Source organism: Mycobacterium sp. Dal123C01, from assembly GCF_052566995.1.
The window spans coordinates 3,232,551-3,250,638 of record NZ_CP199580.1; the positions used below are offsets into that span (position 1 = coordinate 3,232,551).

The 18,088-nt window shown below is 63.7% G+C and carries 13 protein-coding genes and 1 pseudogene; 9 read left to right on the plus strand and 5 right to left on the minus strand.

All coding sequences use genetic code 11. The features are described 5' to 3' along the window. Genes ACTXG5_RS15305 through ACTXG5_RS15345 form a run of 9 tightly spaced genes read left to right on the plus strand, consistent with a single transcriptional unit; the run spans position 1 to position 9,354 of the window. A complete protein-coding gene (locus ACTXG5_RS15305; RefSeq protein ID WP_445159617.1) occupies positions 1 to 1,272 on the plus strand; it encodes an MCE family protein in 1,272 nt (423 codons plus the stop codon). After that, complete coding sequence (locus tag ACTXG5_RS15310; protein ID WP_445159618.1) at positions 1,269 to 2,297, plus strand: MCE family protein; 1,029 nt, start codon at positions 1,269 to 1,271, stop codon at positions 2,295 to 2,297. The genes ACTXG5_RS15305 and ACTXG5_RS15310 overlap by 4 nt, the downstream gene beginning before the upstream one ends. A 47-nt stretch (positions 2,298 to 2,344) precedes the next feature. Beyond that, positions 2,345 to 3,478, plus strand: a complete 1,134-nt coding sequence (locus ACTXG5_RS15315; protein ID WP_445159619.1) for an MCE family protein — start codon at positions 2,345 to 2,347, stop codon at positions 3,476 to 3,478. Positions 3,479 to 3,480: 2 nt separating this feature from the next. Further along, positions 3,481 to 4,860, plus strand: a complete 1,380-nt coding sequence (locus ACTXG5_RS15320; protein WP_445159620.1) for an MCE family protein — start codon at positions 3,481 to 3,483, stop codon at positions 4,858 to 4,860. Next, on the plus strand, positions 4,857 to 5,978 hold the full coding sequence (locus ACTXG5_RS15325) for an MCE family protein (protein ID WP_445159621.1): 1,122 nt from the start codon (positions 4,857 to 4,859) through the stop codon (positions 5,976 to 5,978). The genes ACTXG5_RS15320 and ACTXG5_RS15325 overlap by 4 nt, the downstream gene beginning before the upstream one ends. Next, a complete protein-coding gene (locus ACTXG5_RS15330) occupies positions 5,979 to 7,451 on the plus strand; it encodes an MCE family protein (RefSeq protein ID WP_445159622.1) in 1,473 nt (490 codons plus the stop codon). It abuts the gene before it with no gap. 17 nt (positions 7,452 to 7,468) lie between these two features. After that, entirely contained in the window at positions 7,469 to 8,167 is a 699-nt protein-coding gene (locus tag ACTXG5_RS15335) for an Mce protein (protein ID WP_445159623.1), read from the plus strand. Further along, the gene (locus ACTXG5_RS15340) at positions 8,164 to 8,820 is read left to right on the plus strand and encodes a hypothetical protein (RefSeq protein WP_445159624.1); all 657 of its coding nucleotides are present in this window, start codon (positions 8,164 to 8,166) and stop codon (positions 8,818 to 8,820) included. The genes ACTXG5_RS15335 and ACTXG5_RS15340 overlap by 4 nt, the downstream gene beginning before the upstream one ends. A 15-nt stretch (positions 8,821 to 8,835) precedes the next feature. Next, positions 8,836 to 9,354 carry a CAP domain-containing protein gene (locus ACTXG5_RS15345; RefSeq protein ID WP_445159625.1) on the plus strand — a complete coding sequence of 173 codons (519 nt, stop codon included), beginning with the start codon at positions 8,836 to 8,838 and terminating at the stop codon, positions 9,352 to 9,354. A 6-nt stretch (positions 9,355 to 9,360) separates the two neighbouring features. Here ACTXG5_RS15345 and ACTXG5_RS15350 read toward each other — a convergent pair whose 3' ends face one another. The 5 genes and pseudogenes from ACTXG5_RS15350 to ACTXG5_RS15370 all read right to left on the minus strand — a co-directional run bounded on the left by ACTXG5_RS15350 (position 9,361) and on the right by ACTXG5_RS15370 (position 17,821). Next, complete coding sequence (locus ACTXG5_RS15350) at positions 9,361 to 11,007, minus strand: NAD-dependent malic enzyme (protein WP_445159626.1); 1,647 nt, start codon at positions 11,005 to 11,007, stop codon at positions 9,361 to 9,363. A 96-nt stretch (positions 11,008 to 11,103) separates the two neighbouring features. Beyond that, positions 11,104 to 11,695: pseudogene (locus ACTXG5_RS15355) on the minus strand (rhodanese-like domain-containing protein). A 93-nt stretch (positions 11,696 to 11,788) separates the two neighbouring features. After that, on the minus strand, positions 11,789 to 13,138 hold the full coding sequence (locus ACTXG5_RS15360) for an MBL fold metallo-hydrolase (protein ID WP_445164436.1): 1,350 nt from the start codon (positions 13,136 to 13,138) through the stop codon (positions 11,789 to 11,791). Between the two features lie 144 nt (positions 13,139 to 13,282). Beyond that, positions 13,283 to 13,543, minus strand: a complete 261-nt coding sequence (locus ACTXG5_RS15365) for a hypothetical protein (protein WP_445159627.1) — start codon at positions 13,541 to 13,543, stop codon at positions 13,283 to 13,285. Positions 13,544 to 13,663: 120 nt separating this feature from the next. Further along, entirely contained in the window at positions 13,664 to 17,821 is a 4,158-nt protein-coding gene (locus ACTXG5_RS15370; RefSeq protein WP_445164437.1) for a molybdopterin-dependent oxidoreductase, read from the minus strand. Positions 17,822 to 18,088: the final 267 nt, after the last annotated feature.

Genomic DNA, 18,088 nt, shown 5'->3' on the forward strand with positions numbered 1-18,088 from the left:
ATGAGCACCCACAGGGAGAGCGGGCCGGGGAGGCAAAATAGGGTCCGCAACAGCAGGATTGACCCGATCTGGTGGGCGCCGACGTTGTTCATCCTCATCGGCGGTCTGATCGCGCTGACCGCAGGGGCGTTCTCCGGCAAATTCCAAACATTCATCCCGCTCACGCTGGTCTCGAACAGGGCGGGACTGGTGATGGAAGATGGCGCGAAGGTCAAGTTGCGCGGTGTAGAAGTCGGCCAGGTCGCGTCGATCGGCACCGACGTGAAGGCGGCTCAGCTACAGCTGAAGATGCAGCCAGGCCCATTCAAATATCTGCCGAGCAACGTTGAGGCGGAGATCAAATCGACTACTGCGTTCGGGTCGAAATACGTCGACCTGATCGTGCCCGAACATCCCAGCCAAACACCCCTGAAGCCGGGCGCGGTGCTCCAATCCCGCAATGTCACAGTCGAAGTCAACACTGTCTTCGAGAATCTGCAATCGGTGGTCCAGGCCCTCGATCCGGCGAAGCTGAACGCGATCTTGTCGGCATTCGCGCAATCAGTGCGTGGTAAGGGCGATCGAATTGGACAGGCGATCACCGGCGCGAACGATCTGCTGCTCACCGTCAACCCTCGCATGGAAGCGATCCATCGGGACTGGCGGCTGTTTGGTAAGACCACGGCCACCTATTCCGATGCGGCGCAGGATATCCTGTCGATCCTCGACTCGGCGGCGACGACCAGCACCACCCTCACCGAAAACCAGCGGTCGCTCGACTCCCTGCTGTTGTCGGCGGTGGGTTTGAGTCAGACGGGCATCAATGTCATCGGTAGAAACGAATCCAATATCGTTCGGTCCTTCAACCTTCTCGATCCGACCACGGCGCTGCTGAATAAATACTCGCCGACCTACACGTGCCTGTTCCAGGGTGCGCAATGGTACGTAGACCACGGCGGCCGAGACGCCTTGGGCGGCAACGGCTACTCGGTAATCCTCGACGCCGCGCTGCTTTTCGGCGACGACCCGTACCGGTTCCCGCGACACCTGCCCAAAGTCAATGCGACAGGTGGGCCCGGCGGGAAGCCCAGCTGTGGCTCGCTGCCCGACCCGAGTGCGAACTTCCCAGTGCGTGCGCTGGTGACCGACACCGGTTGGGGCGCTGCTCCCGACGAGATCCGCACCACTCCGTGGGTGGGCAATCCATGGTGGGCCAACTACTTCCCGACCACCAAGAATCCTCCGGAAGCGCCCCGCTTCAACTACCGCGGGGGGGTGCCGCCGCCCCCATGAGAAGGAAACTCTCCAGCATCATTTTCCGTGTCGCGATATTTACCACGGTCTGCTTACTCTTTACGTTCACGCTCATTGCGGTGTTCGGGCAACTGCGCTTCGAGGACCGAACCGGCTATAACGCGGTATTCACGAACATCTCCGGTCTAAAGTCCGGCAACTTTGTCCGCATTGCCGGGGTGGAGGTCGGCAAGGTCGGCGACCTCACGCTGCATCACGACGGCACAGTCACCGTCGGCTTCACAGTGGACAAAGGGGTGCGACTGACCGAGGGCACCAAAGCCGTTGTGCGCTATGAAAACTTAATCGGTGACCGCTACCTCGGTCTCGAAGAGGGCCCCGGGCCCCCACGCGGGCTGCCGCCGGGCACGACGATTCCCCTGGCCCGAACATCGCCCGCCCTGGATATCGACGCGCTGATCGGAGGCTTCCGCCCGTTGTTCCGCGCGCTGGATCCCGATCAGGTCAATGCGCTGTCCGGTGAATTGCTTCGAATCTTCCAGGGGCAAGGGGGCACCCTTGCCTCCGTGCTTTCGCAGACATCGATGCTGACCTCGACCCTGGCCGGTCGCAGCCAGCTGATCGGTGAGCTGATCACCAACCTGAACACCGTGCTGCACACCTTCGGCACGCGCGACCGCGAGTTCTCGGACGGCTTGGACAAGCTATCGCAGTTCGTGGAGGGCCTGGCGCAGCGCAAGGACGACATCTCCACCGGGCTGGCCTACATCAACGCGGCGGCCGGGCCGGTCGCCAGCCTGCTTGTGCAGGCCCGTCAGCCGATCAAGGACGTGGTGCGCGAGACCGACCGGGTGTCTGGGCAGGTACTTTCCGACCGCGACTATGTCGACACGCTGCTCAGGGACCTTCCCGACATCTATCAGGTGCTGGCTCGGCAGGGGCTCAACGGCGACTACTTCGGCTTCTATTTCTGCGAAGTGTTGCTCAAGCTCAACGGCAAGGGGGGCAACCCGATCTTCGTCAAGCTGCTGGGCCAGCCAAGCGGGCGGTGCACCCCGCAGTGAAGCTGAAGCTACCTAAGGTCAAAACGCTTGGCCGGCGGAGCCCCGTCATGTTGGGAGTGATGGGCACCGCCATCTTGGTCTGCGTGACCATCGTCGCCTTCCAGTACAACAAGCTGCCGTTTGTCAAGAACACGAAGGACTATTCCGCATATTTTTCCGAGGCTGGTGGCATCAAAACCGGTAGTACGGTTCGGGTTTCGGGTTTGGGTGTCGGCAGGGTCTCAGACATCCGACTGGAGGGCACCAAGGTCCGGGTGGGTTTCACGGTCCGCGACGATATCGACCTGGGCGACCGCACCGAAGCGGCGATCAAGACGGAGACAATACTGGGCAGCAAGATGCTTGAGCTGACCTCGCGGGGCGAGGGGACGCTCGCAGGCACCATTCCGCTGGAACGCACCACCTCGCCGTATGACCTTCCCGACGCGCTGGGCGATCTGACCACCACCATCAGTGGCCTGGATACGGCCCAACTCTCTTCGGCGCTCACGACATTGGCTAACACCTTCAAGGAAACACCGCCGGATCTCAAACCCGCACTACAAGGAGTGGCGCGCTTCTCGGAGACCCTCAACAACCGCGATGCGCAGCTGCGGAGCCTGTTGGGGAACGCGAACAAGGTCTCGGCGGTACTGGGCCGTCGCAGCCAACAGATCGCCGGCCTGGTGGCGAACTCCAACGCGCTGCTGGCAGCGCTGCTGGAGGAACGCGCTTCAATCGACGCGTTGATGAACAACCTCACCGCGGTTTCGCACCAGATTTCAGGTTTGGTCGATGACAACCGGACCCAACTCAAGCCGGCCCTCGACAAGCTCAACGGGGTGCTCGAGATCCTCGACAATCACAAACAAGATCTGCAGAGCACTTTCAACAAATTCAGACGATATGCAATGTCATTCGGCGAATGCCTGGGTTCTGGGCCATTTTTCAAGGCCTACGTCGCCAACTTGATTCCCGGCCAGATCGGTGGCCCGGTTCTCGATGCCGATATGTATGACCGGTTCTTGGACCCCAACCAAAAGTTGCCGTCGGAGTCGGTGGACCCACCGACCGGGTCGCCACCAGTCCCGCCGGAGAACGCACCCGTCCCGCTGTGGTCGCAACCACCCTCGCCCCCGCCCTCGACGCCACCGGTGCGGACCATTCCTCCGCCGTCGCCCCACGAGTTCGACGGGCCGTGAACATGAGTCGTAACACCCTTCGAAGACTGACCGCCATCAGCCTGGTGGCGACGTTGGCCGTGGCTTCGTTTCTGGTCGTCACGAAGCTCTGGAAAGATGTTGAAAAGAACACCTATTCGGCATATTTCGTGGAAGCCAACGGTCTGTTCGCCGGCGACGAGATCAGGATCCTCGGCGTCGCCGTCGGTGTGGTGGACAAGGTCGAGCCGCAGCCCGCCGGCTCCAAGGTGACTTTCTCCGTCGACAAGCAGTATCCAATCCCGGCCGACGCCCGCGCTGCAATCCTGTCGCCCTCGCTGGTGACTTCTCGGGCGATCCAACTCGTCCCGGCGTACTCCAGCGGACCCAAATTGAGCCCGGGCGCATCGATTCCACTGAACCGCACCGCGGTGCCCGTCGAGTGGGACGACTTCCGTAAGCAGCTGGAAAAGCTGACCGACGCGCTGCAGCCCACCTCTCCGGGCGGCGTGAACTCGGTCGGCGAATTCATCGACTCGGCCGCGGAGAACCTGCGTGGTCGGGGAGACACCGCTCGCGACACCGTAATCAAGCTTTCCCAGGCGATTTCAGCGCTCGGTGATCACGCCGACGACATCTTCAGCACGGTGCGCAATCTGCAGCTGCTGGTGTCGGCGTTGTACTCCAGCAGCGATCTGCTGGCCGCGTTCAACCAGAACCTGGCCGGCGTGACGACGATACTGTCGAACACGCCCAACGAAGTCGCGAATGCGGTGCAGGGCCTGGATCGGGCGCTGACGGACGTGCGCCAGTTCCTGGCCGATAACCGGGAGGCAATGGGTGTCACAGTCGACCGGCTGAGTTCGGTCACGACCGCGCTCAACGACAGCCGCGCTGATATCAAACAGGTCCTGCACATCGCCCCGAACGTGTTCCAGAACTTCCTGAACATCTACCAGCCGGCGCAGAGTGCGATGACCGGCATCATAGCGTTGAATAACTTCGCCGACATCCCGCAGTTCATCTGCAGCGCAATCGAATCGGCTTCTCGAGCACGCTTGGCCAGAGTGTCGAAGCTGTGCCTGCAATACCTCAATCCGATCATCAAAAACCGCATCTACAACTACATCCCGGCCGGCATCAACCCGTTCGTCGGAACGCAGGCGCGGCCGAACGAGATCACCTACAGCGAAGACCGGCTCCGGCCCGGCTACACGCCCCCGCCTGACGCGAACACGCCCCCGCTGCCGGGGCCCCCGCCGCAGGCGCCGCCGCCCGTGGATGGCTCAGCGCCGGCGCTTCCCGGGCAGGCCGGCCTTGCCGATCAGCCGGCACCGGCCGAGGGGCAGCAGCCGCCGCAGCGGGGCACGATCAGCTCGATCGAAGTACTGCAGAATCTGATGCTGCCGACGGGCCCCTCGTGAGACGCGCGATAGCTGGGGCGCTCTGCGTGGCGTGCATTGCCGTGCTGCCGGCGTGTGGATGGCGCGGCCTGAATTCGTTCACCCTGCCCGGCACCGCCGGCGGGGGGCCGGGTGCGTACACGATCCAAGCGCAAATGCCCGACGTCGTGACCATTCAGCAGAACACCCGTGTTCGCGTCAACGACGTCAACGTCGGCAATGTCACCAAGATCGAGATTCAAGACTGGCACGCGCTGGTCACCATGCGCATTGACGGCGATGTCCGCCTGCCGGCCAATTCGACCGCCAAGCTCGGACAGACCAGCCTGCTGGGGTCGATGCACATCGAACTCACGCCGCCCAAGGATGAGCCGCCGGTGGGCCAACTCAAGAACGGGTCGGTCATCCCGTTGCCGCGAGCGAGCCTGTATCCCACCACTGAGCAGACGCTGGCCTCGGTGTCAATCCTGCTCAACGGCGGTGGAATTGGGCAGTTGCAGGAAATCAACCAGGCGATCGCCAAGGCATTCGGCGGCCGCGAAAACGACATGCGCAGCCTGCTGCGCCAACTGGACGAGTTCATCCGCGGCACGAACGACCAGACCGACGACATCATTGCGGCGGCTGAGAATCTCAATGGCCTGGCCGGCCAGGTGGCCGACAAGGACGCGGTCGTCGACCGGGCGTTGACGACCGTGCCCAAAGCGTTGGCGGTATTGGCGGAGGAGCGCACCAAGATCGCCGATGCGATTGATCAACTCGGCAAGTTCAGCGCGATCGCCGCCGACACGATTCATCAGAGCAGGGAATCTCTGGTGAACAACCTGCGCAACATCGCGCCGGTGCTGCGGTCCCTCGCCGACGCCGGGCCGTCGCTCACCAAGGGTCTGGACGGCTTGGTGGCTTATCCTTGGCCGGCCTCGACCGCGAGGAACTGGTTCCGCGGCGACTACGCCAACCTCACCCTGGTCGTCGATTTGACGTTGAGCCGCATCGATCAAGGGCTGTTCACCGGCTCACGGTGGGAAGGTAACCTGACCCAGCTCGAACGGCTGTGGGGACGCACCATCGGCATGCAGCCGAGCCCGGCCACGGCGGGCAACCCACTGACCTATCCCTACCACGACGGGGGATACTGAATGCTGCGCCTGAACCGCAGGACGTGGATCCAGTTGGCAGTTTTGACCCTGGTGACCGTAGTTTCCTGTGGCGCAATGGCGTTCAACTTTATGAAGCTTCCCCAAACCTTGTTCGGGGTTGGCGAGTACAACGTCACGGTCGATCTGCCGCAGTCAGGCGGGCTCTACCAGACCTCGGTGGTTACCTATCGCGGCACCGACGTGGGTCAGGTCAAGTCGGTCGAGGTCACCGCCACCGGCGTGCGTGCGTTGCTCGCGTTGAGATCCGGCGTCAAGGTGCCCTCCAGTGTCCAGGCGTCGGTGCACAGCCGCTCGGCGATCGGCGAGCAATATATCGAACTGACTCCGCTGCCCGGAAAAGGAGAACAGTCGCGGCCGCTACGTGCCGGCGACATCATTCCCGCCGGCCATGTCGATGTCCCCGTCGACATCGGACGCCTGCTCGACATGACCAACCGTGCGCTGCAGGCGATTCCGCGCGACAACTTGCACACGGTCATCGACGAGACTAACCGCGCGGTCGGGGGCCTTGGTCCCGAACTATCTCGTATCGTCGACGGGTCGACTGCCTTGGCCATTAGGGGAGGCCAGACCGTCGACCCGGTCGCCGCCCTGATCGATCAGTCGCCTGCGGTGCTGAACTCGCAAGTCCAGACGTCGGATTCGATTGCCACCTGGGCTAATCGAACGGCGGCCATCATGGCGCAATTCAAGGCGCAGGATGCTGCGGTGCGAGACCTGCTGACGGAGGGTACTTCCGGCATCGAAGAAGGTCGCGCGCTGCTCGACCGGGTTTCGCCTACGCTGCCGGTTCTGTTCGCCAATCTGGTGAGCCTCGGCGACATTGCCGTCGTCTACCGTCACGACATCGAACAACTCCTAGTGCTCTTGCCGCAAGGCATCGCGGGCATGGCGGCGATCGTGGTGCCGAGCTCTAACACCAAACAGGAGTACCGGGGCGCCCAGTTGGACTTCAACCTGAACATCAACCTGCCGCCGCCCTGCACGACCGGGTATCTGCCCCCGACTCAGCGCCGCTCACCTGCCAGCGTCGATGCTCCAGACCGCCCGGCGGCAGAGCTGTATTGCCGCGTGCCGCAAGATTCGGACTTCAATGTCCGTGGCGTGCGCAATATTCCGTGCGAGGCCAAGCCGTGGAAGCGGGCCCCCACCGTCGAGATATGTGAAAGCGACGAGGAGTACGTGCCGCTCAATGAGGGCTACAACTGGAAGGGCGACCCTAACGCCACCACCACGGGTCAGGGCGTGCCGCAGTATCCGCCGGGACAGGATCCGCGACTACCACCGCCACGGGGCACCGCGCCACCCCCACCGCAGGCACCGCTTGCCGTTGCCACGTATGACCCGACCAATGGTGACTACGTAGGCCCCGACGGACACCACTACACGGAGGCCGACTTGGCCCACCCGCGTGCCAAAAACTGGCAGTCGCTGCTGGTGCCGACGCCGTAGGAATGTGAAGGAGAAACATGACCGACGAGCCCGATACCCCTGAGACCGATGAAAAGGTCACTGAGTCAACGGCAGCCGACATCGAAGACCCAGCCCAGCCAAACGAGGCCGCTGAGGATGACGTCGAGCAGGTCGCTGACATCGACGAGGTCGCTGACGTCGACGAAACCGACGAGGACGCAAACCAATCCGAAGGTCGGCTCGCCCGCTGGCGGCAGCGGGCCGGCAGTCGACGGCTTTCGCGCGTCGGAACGGCCCTGGTTGCCAGCGCCGTCATCGTGGCCACTTTGGCGGGATTGGCGGGCTGGCTCGGCTTCCGGGCCTACCAAAAGCACGAGGCCCAGCTGCAGCGCGATCTGTTCGTTCAGATTGCTCGGCAGGGTGCAGTGAACCTCACCACGATCAACTACACGCAGGTCGATGCCGACGTGCAGCGGATCATCGATTTATCCACCGGTGCTTTCCGCGACGACTTTCTGCAACGGTCTAAGCCGTTCATCGAGGTCGTCAAGGCGGCGCAGTCGAAATCCGAAGGCACGGTGACCGATGCCGGGCTGGAATCTCAGCGGAACGATTCGGCTGAGGTCCTGGTGGCGATCGCGGTCAAGTCACGGACCGCCGGCGGCGAGGAGGCACCGCGGGAATGGCGGATGCGAATTGAGGTTCAATCGGTCGGTGACGACGCCAAGGTGTCCAACGTGGTGTTCGTGCCATGACCACACTCAGCGAAGAAATCGAGAAGACCGTGAACTCTGACATCGAGGATTCGGCAGCGGCACCGCCACCAGAATCCGGGGCCGAAGACACGGCGACGCCAGAAGAATCGGAAGCCGCCGAGGTCGACGAGACCTCCGACGACGAGCCCGAAACTCGCAGGCGCCCGATCGCATGGTCGCGAATACTCGCCTATGGCGTGTTGCCGGCGCTCGCGTTGGTGCTGGCATTGGCGGCGGGCTACTTCAGGTGGGTGGTTGCGTCGGCCGATGAGCTTGCCTTAGCCCGCACCGAATCGGTACGGGTGGCCAGCGAAGACGCCGCTGCCTTGTTGTCCTACAAGGCGGATTCGGCAGACAAGGACCTTAATAATGCGGCGCGTGACCGGCTGACCGGCGATTTCAAGGATGCCTACATCAATCTGATCCGCCAAGTGGTTATCCCGGGCGCAAAAGAAAAGCACATCTCGGCCGTGGCCAAAGTAAATGCGGCAGCATCGGTTTCGGCAAGCGCCAACCACGCCGTGGTCCTGTTATATGTCGATCAGACCGTGACCATCGGTGACGGCGCTCCCACCGATACCCAGCCCGTGGTTCGGGTGGCTCTGGACAAGGTCGATGGCCGATGGCTGGTTTCACATTTCGACCCGGTGTGATTCGAGGAGGGCGACATGACCGCGCGGATACGCAGTTGGCTACGGCTTAGCGCCCGCGTGCTACCCGTTGCCGTAATCCTGTCGGCGACAGGCGCGTTGGCGGCCCCGCACGCACATGCCGACAATAAGCGGCTCAACAGCGCCGTCGTCTCCGCCGTCTACACCTTCCAGCACCAGGCGGGCTGCACGAATGACGTCATCAGGGACAACGCGCTGACCCTGGCCGCCCAATGGCACGCAGACGACATGATCAACAACCGAAACATCAATGACGACACTGGATCCGACGGTACGAGTCCGCAGGACCGCGCCAACGCTGCCGGCTTCCACGGCAAGGCCGCCGAGACGGTGGCGATCAACCCGGCGATCGCAATCAGCAGTTTCGAACTGGTCAACCAGTGGTACGCCAACCCCGACGATATGGCGATCATCCGCGACTGCGCCAACACCAACATCGGGGTGTGGTCGGACAACAGCCCGGATCGCACCGTTGTCGTCGCCGTTTACGGACAGCCCGCCTCCGCACGGCGGTAGACTCGGTTAGTCGTAGACCGGCGTCCACAGCGTGTCGGCTACCGCTTGCGCGACATCGTCATGGCTCGTGGTGGCTACCCCGTCTTGGGTGGCGGCGTGATAGACAGCCTCGGCGACCGCCGTCGAGATGATGCGCAGGTTCTGCACATCCGGCAACAGTGAATCTCCGATCTCTGTCGGGCTTGCATGCTGGACAATGGCTTTCGCCGCCGCCTGCAACATGCCCGGGGTGACTACCTTGGCTCGGGCGACGATGGTACCCAGTCCGATGCCCGGGAAAGCCAGCGCGTTGTTGGCCTGGCCGATCGTGTAGGTGGTCCCGTCGTAGGCGACGGGGGCGACCGGGGTGCCGGTAGTGATCAGCGCCTTGCCGTGCGACCACGCCAGCACGTCGGTCGGCATGGCTTCCATGCGTGAGGTCGGGTTCGACAACGGGAAGATCATCGGTCGTTCGCAGGATGCGGCCATCGCTTCGATGACTTCTTGGGTGAACGCGCCGAATACGGCGGAGGACCCCAACAGAATGGTGGGCGACGCAAGCTTGATCGCGTCTACCAACCCCACCCGTTCTCCGGCCGCCACACCGAGCTGGTGACGGTTTTTCGCGTACGGGACCTGGAACTCGCGCAAGTCGTCCATGTCGTCGAACAACAAGCCTTGCTTGTCGATCGGCCAGATCTGGGATGTGGCCTGCTCGACGGTGGCGCCGGCGGCGACCATCGCGTCACGGATTTGGTCGGCGACGCCGATCCCGGCGGTCCCGGCTCCGAAGACGATCGTTTTCTGGTCGCGCAGCGCGACACCGGTGACGCGACATCCGCCGTAGACGGCGGCCACCACCACCGCGCCGGTGCCCTGGATGTCGTCGTTGAAGATGCAGTAATCGTCGCCGTAGGTCTGCAGGATCGCGCGCGCGTTGACCGGCCCGAAGTCCTCGAAATGCAGGATTGCGTGCGGAAACAGCCGGTGGGCGGTTTCGATATAGCGGCCGATGAAGGCGTCGTAATCCTTGCCGCGGCGCCGGGCATGGCGGTTGCCCAGGTAAAACGGGTCCTGCAGGAGCTGTTCGTTATCGGTACCGACATCGAGTGACACCGCGATGCAACGACGAGGATCGATGCCGCCGCCGGCGGTGTAGAGCGCCAGCTTGCCGACCGCGATCTGGATGCCGCCCACACCCCAGTCACCGATACCCAGGATGGCTTCGGCGTCGGTGCACACGATCAGGTCGACGTCGCCGGCTCCCAGCCCGAACGTTTCGAAGGCGTCGTCGATCTCGTCGGGTTCGTCGATGCTCAGGAATAGCCCGCGCTGCCCGCGATATGCATCGGAGAAGCGTTGGATGGCCTCCCCGACGGTGGGCGTATAGACCACCGGCATCAGCTCGGGCAGATGGTCTTCCAGCACTTTGTAGTACAACAGTTCGTTCCGGTAGTGCAGCTGCTCGAGAAGCAGATTACGGCCCAGATCGGTTGCCATGCTTTGTAATTGACGCCACACCCGGTCGGCTTGTTGCTCGAGGGTGAGAACGGCCGACGGCAGCCGGCCGGTCAATCCCAGCCGCCGGCGCTGCTCGTGCGTGAAGCCGACTCCGCGATTGAGGCTCGGCGAGGACATCGCGAGGGGGATCCGGGGTGTGTGGGCGTCGCTCATCACACCCTCCGTCCGATGACTGGGGGCATGACGTCACGGTAGCGCTGACCAGGTGAACGCACCCTGAATGGCAGTTGAAGGACAGCCGCGCCCGCTTTAGCCGCGGGGCGAGGCGTCGAGTTGAGACAAGATCGTCTCGGCATCCGACGTTGCGCCGCGGTTGTACGGCAATTTTGACAGCGCCGTTCCCATCGCGCAGGTGTTGGAGACGGCGGCATACGTCAACCCCGCGCCGATCGCAGCGGCCAACCATTTGAGCCGGGGGACGGCGACGCTGCCGAGAACGGACGAAAGCACGACTGATCCTGCGACCAGACGTACCTGGCGCTCGAGGTCCCATCGCTGCGCGCCCCGGTCAACGGCGAAGCCCCGACCCTCCCAATCGGTGATTCCGTTCTCCAGCACACGCCCGCTGGACAGTCCCGCGTTTCGCAGCAGGGTTTTGGGCCTTGGTTGAGCGTTGACCCGAACGGCATACCAACACCACATCGCTGTGTCCGTCGAGGCGCCGCGCGATCTCGGGACCGAGCTGATCAACGACATCGAGCGGAACGTTGTAAGACCCGGCGATGTGCGAGGTTTCGAATTCGGCAGGAGTACGAACGTCGACGACGCGCGGAGCCGTGGGCGATTCCAGCAAGGTGTGCAACTCTGGCGAGGTGATGACGTCGGTGGTCGGTGCGCTCATTCTCGGCTCCCTGTTCGGTGGCAGTGCGTTCTCAGTACCCGGGCCCGCGGAAAACTATAGATTTTTGTTCACAGTGAAGTTTTCGGCGAGGCCTTACGTTGACGTTGTGATATTTAGCTTTTCGGCGTTGTCGTAGGCGTCGTTGATCAACACGACGCGGCGATCGTGCCGGTCGAGTAGCGCGGCGGCGACCGACGCGCGATAGCCACTTGCGCAGTGAATCCACAGTTCGCGGTCGGCGGGTATCTCGGCGATGCGCTCGGCCAAGTCGTGCAGCGCGACGTTGACGGCATCGCGCACATGGCCGCTGTCGAACTCATCGTTCTGGCGGACATCGAGCACGAGGACACCGTCCGCGCCGTGCACGGCCGCAAGTTCGCCGAAGTCGGCGACGCGGTAGCTGCGCAGCTGCTCCCCGTCGGCCAGGTCGCGGATGTCGCCGCTGGCGCTGCCGGTGAGGCGCTCCACGCCGATACGGGAAAGCTCACGCTGCGCGTCGGCGATCTGCTTGGTGTCGTCGCCGATCAAGGTCAGCGGCGCGTCCCAGGTGTACAGCCAGCCGAGGTAGTTGACGAAGGAGCCGGACAGCTCGAATCCGTATGTGCCGGAAAGGTGTCCGGCCGCGAACGCGGTCCGGTTGCGTAGGTCGACGACCCATTCGCCGGCGTCGATCCGTCTGCGAACCTCGCGTGGGTCGGCCGTCGCAGGAGGCGATAAATCCGCGGCCGCGGGACCGCTCCGGTTGAGCACGCCCATATGCGCGTAGTAGGCGGGGAACGCCGACAGCCCGGCAAGAAGCTCGTCGACGTAATCCTGCTCATCCTGAGTGAGCGCGGGATTATTGCTGCGCTGATCTCCGATGGTGGAGGAGTCGCCGTCGGTGGGTGCGGCCGAGCAGAAGCTACCGAAGCCGTGAGTGGGATAGACCGGAGTCGATGCGGGCAGCTCGTCGGCCAGGCGCCGGACCGAATGGTATTGCAGCCGAGTCAATTCCTCGGTGTTCTCGTCGCCGACCAAGTCGGTTCTTCCGGTGCTGCCGAAGAGCATCGACCCTCCGGTGAAAACCCCTACGACGTCGCCGGACTCCTCGCGCAGCAGGTAGCTGACGTGATGGCGGGTGTGGCCGGGTGTGAGTAGCACTTCCAAATGGATTGCGCCGCTGTCGATGCGGTCGCCATCGCCAACGGCCCGGCGGGAAAACTCGACGTCTTCCCCTGCGGGAAGAACGTATTCGGCCCCGACCGCGGTGGAAAGTGCCAGCCCGCCGGTCACGTAATCGTTGTGGATGTGCGTCTCTAACACATGAGTGATCCGCACGTCGCCGGCCAGCTCCAGCAACCGATCGATGTCGCGCTGCGGGTCGATGGCAACGGCTACTTCGCCATCACTCACCAGATAGCTGCGATCACCCAACCCGGAGGTCTCGATAACCGATACATCCAACATGTTTGTGCCCTAATCGCGGAGGTCCCTTGAAGCTACTTGCCCGCGATCGGGATGGGCAGCGGCGGCGCCCGCCGGCGGCATGTGCCATTTGACAAACCGCGGCGGCACGAAATCTGCTTAGTGACGCCCGCAGGACAGGCGCTACTGCTGACCGGCGCTCAGTGACCGGATATGGGCTTGGCCCGCATCGGCATCGAGGGGCCGGAATTCGGCCGCGACGCCGCGCTCGTGTGCTTGTGCGCCGTTCCGTAACGATCGCCAGCGGTTGCGCATCAGGTGCTGTGCATAGACCTTGTCGCGCTGCGCCTGGGAGAACGCCCAATCCAGGTTGATGGGCAATCCTGCCCATGCGACCTGTTCTGCCGTCGATTCCTGGTCAACCAGGTGATCTTCAGTTGCCACGTGTGCACACCTCCATCGAGTACGCACCAGTCATTGAGCACATGGTGCGACAGCGATGTTTCGGCCACGAGTGTCCGGCGTTTCGGCCGTATTACGGGTTGTCCGCGCGGGGAGGGGTGATTAGTAGACGTCGCGGTGGTAGCGCTTGTCGGCGCTCAGCGACTGGACGTAGGCCTTCGCCGCGTCTGGGTCGAGGTGGCCATGCTCGGCAGCGATTTCGCACAGCGCGTGATCGACGTCTTTGGCCATCGGGTCGGCGCTCCCACACACATACAGTTGTGCGCCGTCCTGCAGCCAGCTCCACAGCTGGGCCCCGCGCTTGCGCATCAGGTGCTGGACGTAGACCTTCTCCCGTTGATCCCGGGAAAACGCCAGGTCCAGCTCGGTGAGGAGCCCGTCGGCGTGCATCTTCTCGATCTCTTCGCGGTAATAGAAGTCGGTCGCGGCGTGCTGCTCGCCGAAGAACAGCCAATTGGGCCCGGTGTGGCCGAGCGCACGACGTTCCTGCAAGAAACCGCGGAAGGGTGCGATACCGGTCCCGGGGCCGACCATGATCATCGGCGTGTCTGAATCCCTCGGAGGCCGGAAATTGCTCGATGGCTGCAGATAGACAGCGACTCGATCGCCGGGGGAGCGGTCGGCAAGGTAGGTCGAGCACACCCCGCGGCGTGGGATGCCCTGGTAGTTGTAGCGCACCGGCGAGACCGTCAGGTGAGCTTCCCCCGGGCATTCTTTGGGGCTCGACGAGATCGAGTACAGCCGCGGCTGAAGGCGTTTGAGGACCCTCAGCCACTCGTGAGCCGATGCGGAGACCGGCAGCTGTGCCAGCAGGTCGATGGACTGGCGTCCCCATGTCCAATTGCTCAGGTCGGCCTTGTTTTCCGGCTTCAGCAGCTCCGCGAGTTTCGGGTCGCCGGTGCGCTCCTGCACGAACCGCACCAGGTCCCGGCTGATGTGGGCGATCTCGATTCGCTCGGTGAGCGCGGAGCGCAACGACATCAGTCCATGCTCGCCGACCTCGACGGGGGTCTGTGCGTCAAGTCCGGTGACGGACATCCATTCGTCGACCAGCCGGTCGCTGTTGCGTGGCCACACCCCGAGCGCGTCACCGGCCTCGTAGCTCACGGTTTCTTCCGGCAGGCTGAAAACCAAATGCCGCACGTCTTTTGTTGATTTCGGCTGGCTCAGCACGGTGTTGCGGACCATGCCGGTGACCAGCGGGCACTTCTTGCTGTACGTAGGTGCCCCGGGACGGGTTGCCGGGCGCGGGGTGGCTGGGGCCGGCGCCGGTGCGCCACTGCCCTGGCCGACCCGGGTGGGTGTGCGCGTCAGCGTCTCGATGACCCCGCCCAGCCACTCGGCGGCGGCCTCTTCGTAGTCGGGCTCGCAGTCGACGCGGTTGACGATGCGGGTCGCGCCCAGCTCTGCGAGGCGCTCGTCGAGCTTGCGTCCATGACCGCAGAAGTCGTCGTAATTCGAGTCGCCCAGGGCGAGGACGGCGTAGTGGGTGTCGGCCAATTGCGGTGCGCCGTCGCCGGTGAGCGCCCGCCAAAGGCCGGCGCCGTTGTCCGGTGCCTCGCCGTCACCGGTGGTGCTCGTGATCACCAACAACTCTCGCGTTGTCGCCAAGTCGGCCACCGGGAAGTCGTCCATGCTGTGCAACGTGGCCGGCAGCGTGGCCTCGCCGAGCCGGGCGACGACATCGGCGGCGAGGTCTTCGGCATTGCCTGTCTGCGACGCCCACAACACCACGATCGGAACCTGCTTGGGGTCGGCCTCGGCCGCGGGGGCTTTCGGTGGTTCAGGCGTTGCGGCGACCGGCGTGATCGCCGGCATCGAGGCAGGCGGCTCGGTGCGCGCGAACATCCCGGCGAGCAGACCGTCCACCCACAGCCGGGTATTGGTGTCGAGCGGGGCGTTGAGCGGCAGAGTAGGCACCCCGGCCGTGCGGCGGCCTACTTCCGTACGTAATCCGGCCAGCACCCCGGCCAGGTAGATGCGGCCCAGTGGACCAAGCGCAGGCGCCGGTTCTGTCACACCGAGGATTTCGGCGAGGGCGTCAACCTGTGACACGCTGATTTCCGTAACCTCCGTAGGTGCGGGGTCTGCTGTGCCGGTGGCCATCGAAGGCTCGGGCTCGGTGCCGAAATCCGTTGTGGTGACGGCGATTTTCGTGACAGTGACCGCACACGCCTTGAATTCCGGTTGGTAGGAAACCGGATCCACCGCGTCGTTGGTGACCGCGTTGATCGACAAGTATTCGCCGAAGGCGTCGTTCCAGTGGAAGGGGGCAAAGCAGTTGCCGGGCCGGACCCGGTCCGTGACCACGGCGGGCAGCACGGCTCGGCCACGGCGCGAGGCGATTTCGACGTGGTCGTCATCGGTGATCTCGAGCCGGGCGGCGTCGTCAGGGTGGATTTCGACGAACGGTCCGGGATTGAGTTTGTTGAGTTTGGCGACCTTGCCGGTCTTGGTCATCGTGTGCCATTGGTGCGCCAGGCGCCCGGTGTTGAGGAGGAACGGGTAGTCGTCGTCCGGCATCTCTTCGGGTGAGAGGTGCGGCCGGGCGAAGAACATCGCGCGACCATTCGCCGTGGCGAAGACCAGCCGTGGCACGCTGCCGTCCGCACGGACCAACCGGCTCTGGCTGACACCGTCGTTGCGGTAGCGGATCGGGTTGCGATCATCGGTGCTTCCGGGTGGGCACGGCCACTGCAGCGGGGTCTGTCGCAGCCGGCTGTAGCTGGCGCCGCGCAAGTCGTAGCCCGTCTTGGGATTCGAGAACCGCTTGATCTCCTCGAACACGTCTTCGGCGGAGGCATAGCTGAAAGAATCTGAAAAGCCCATCTCGCAAGCGATCCGGGCAATGATCTGCCAGTCCGGCATTGCCTGACCGGGCGCCTGCACGGCCGGCTGAAACAGTGTCATGTTGCGCTCGGAGTTGGTCATCACGCCTTCGGACTCTGTCCACAGGGCGGCGGGCAGCAATACGTCGGCGTAGCCGTTGGTCTCGGTCTCGAAGAAGGCGTCCTGGGCGATCACCAGCTCGGCACTCTCCAGTCCCGCCAACACTGTCTTGCGATTGGCAACGCTGGCAACGGGATTGGTGCAGATAATCCAACAAGCCTTGATCTCTCCGTTGGCCATGCGGGAGAACATGTCGACGGTTCCGGTGCCGACCTCGTCGCGCAACGACCCCCGGGGGATGCCCCATTGGTCCTCGACGAAATCGCGGTCGGCCGGTGACGTCACCGCACGCTGGCCCGGCAGACCCGGCCCCATGTAACCCATTTCGCGCCCGCCCATCGCGTTGGGCTGCCCGGTGAGCGAGAAGGGGCCGCTGCCCGGCTTGCAGATCGCGCCGGTTGCCAGGTGCAGGTTGCAGATCGCGTTGGTGTTCCAGGTGCCGTGGGTGCTCTGGTTGAGTCCCATCGTCCAGCAAGTCATGAAGTTTTCGGCTTCGCCTATCCAGCGGGCCGCGGTGCGGATGTCTTCTGCGGGGATGCCGGTGATTTCGCTGACCTTGTCCGGGGTGAACTGCTCGAGGAAACTCGGCATCTCGTCCCAGCCGTCGGTGAATTCGGCGATGAATTCGGGGTCGGTGTGGCCGTTTTCGACGATCAGATGTAGCAGCCCGTTGAGCAGCGCGAGGTCGGCGCCGGACGAGATCTGCAAGAAGAGGTCGGCCTTTTCCGCGGTTGCGGTCCGGCGCGGGTCGACGACGATCAACTTGGCGCCGGCCTTGACGCGGTCCATCATCCGCAGGAACAGAATCGGATGGCAGTCAGCCATATTGGCGCCGATGACGAAGAAGACGTCGGCCTGCTCGAAGTCCTGATAGGAACCGGGTGGGCCGTCCGCACCCAACGACAGCTTGTAGCCAGACCCCGCGCTGGCCATGCACAGCCGAGAGTTCGACTCGATCTGGTTGGTGCCGATGAATCCTTTGGTCAGCTTGTTGGCCAGGTACTGCGCTTCCAGCGACATCTGTCCGGATACGTACAACGCGAAGGCGTCCGGGCCGTGCTCGTCGACGATTGCCCGCAACTGCTTCGCGGACTGGGTGATCGCGGCGTCGATGTCGATCGGCTCGAGGGACTCGCCGCGCTCGGCCCGCACATAGGCCGAATCCATCCGGCCCGGTGCGGCCAGCATGTCCGCGGTGGTGGCGCCCTTGGTGCACAGTCGGCCGAAGTTGGCCGGGTGGCTTTTGTTTCCAACAGATTTCGTGACGTGACGGCGGTCGCTCGTCGGATCCGTTGTGACCTGCAGCACCATGCCACAGCCCACGCCGCAGTAGGCGCACAAGCTGTTCACGGTGCCTCGACCGTGTTCCGCAGCCACGCCTACGTCCTCCTTTCGAGAGCGCAAGGGTCTATCCGCTAAATAGTGCGGCAAGGATGTTTCGGTGCCGGGCGTCCGATGTTTCCGCCGTTTTACGGCTTGATCTCACCGGAGCCGAACGCATTTGTGAGGTTGTCTGGAAAACCCGCAACCGCGCAGGTAACCGCAGGTCAGCGTCGATCTGCGACATTGCCCAGATTA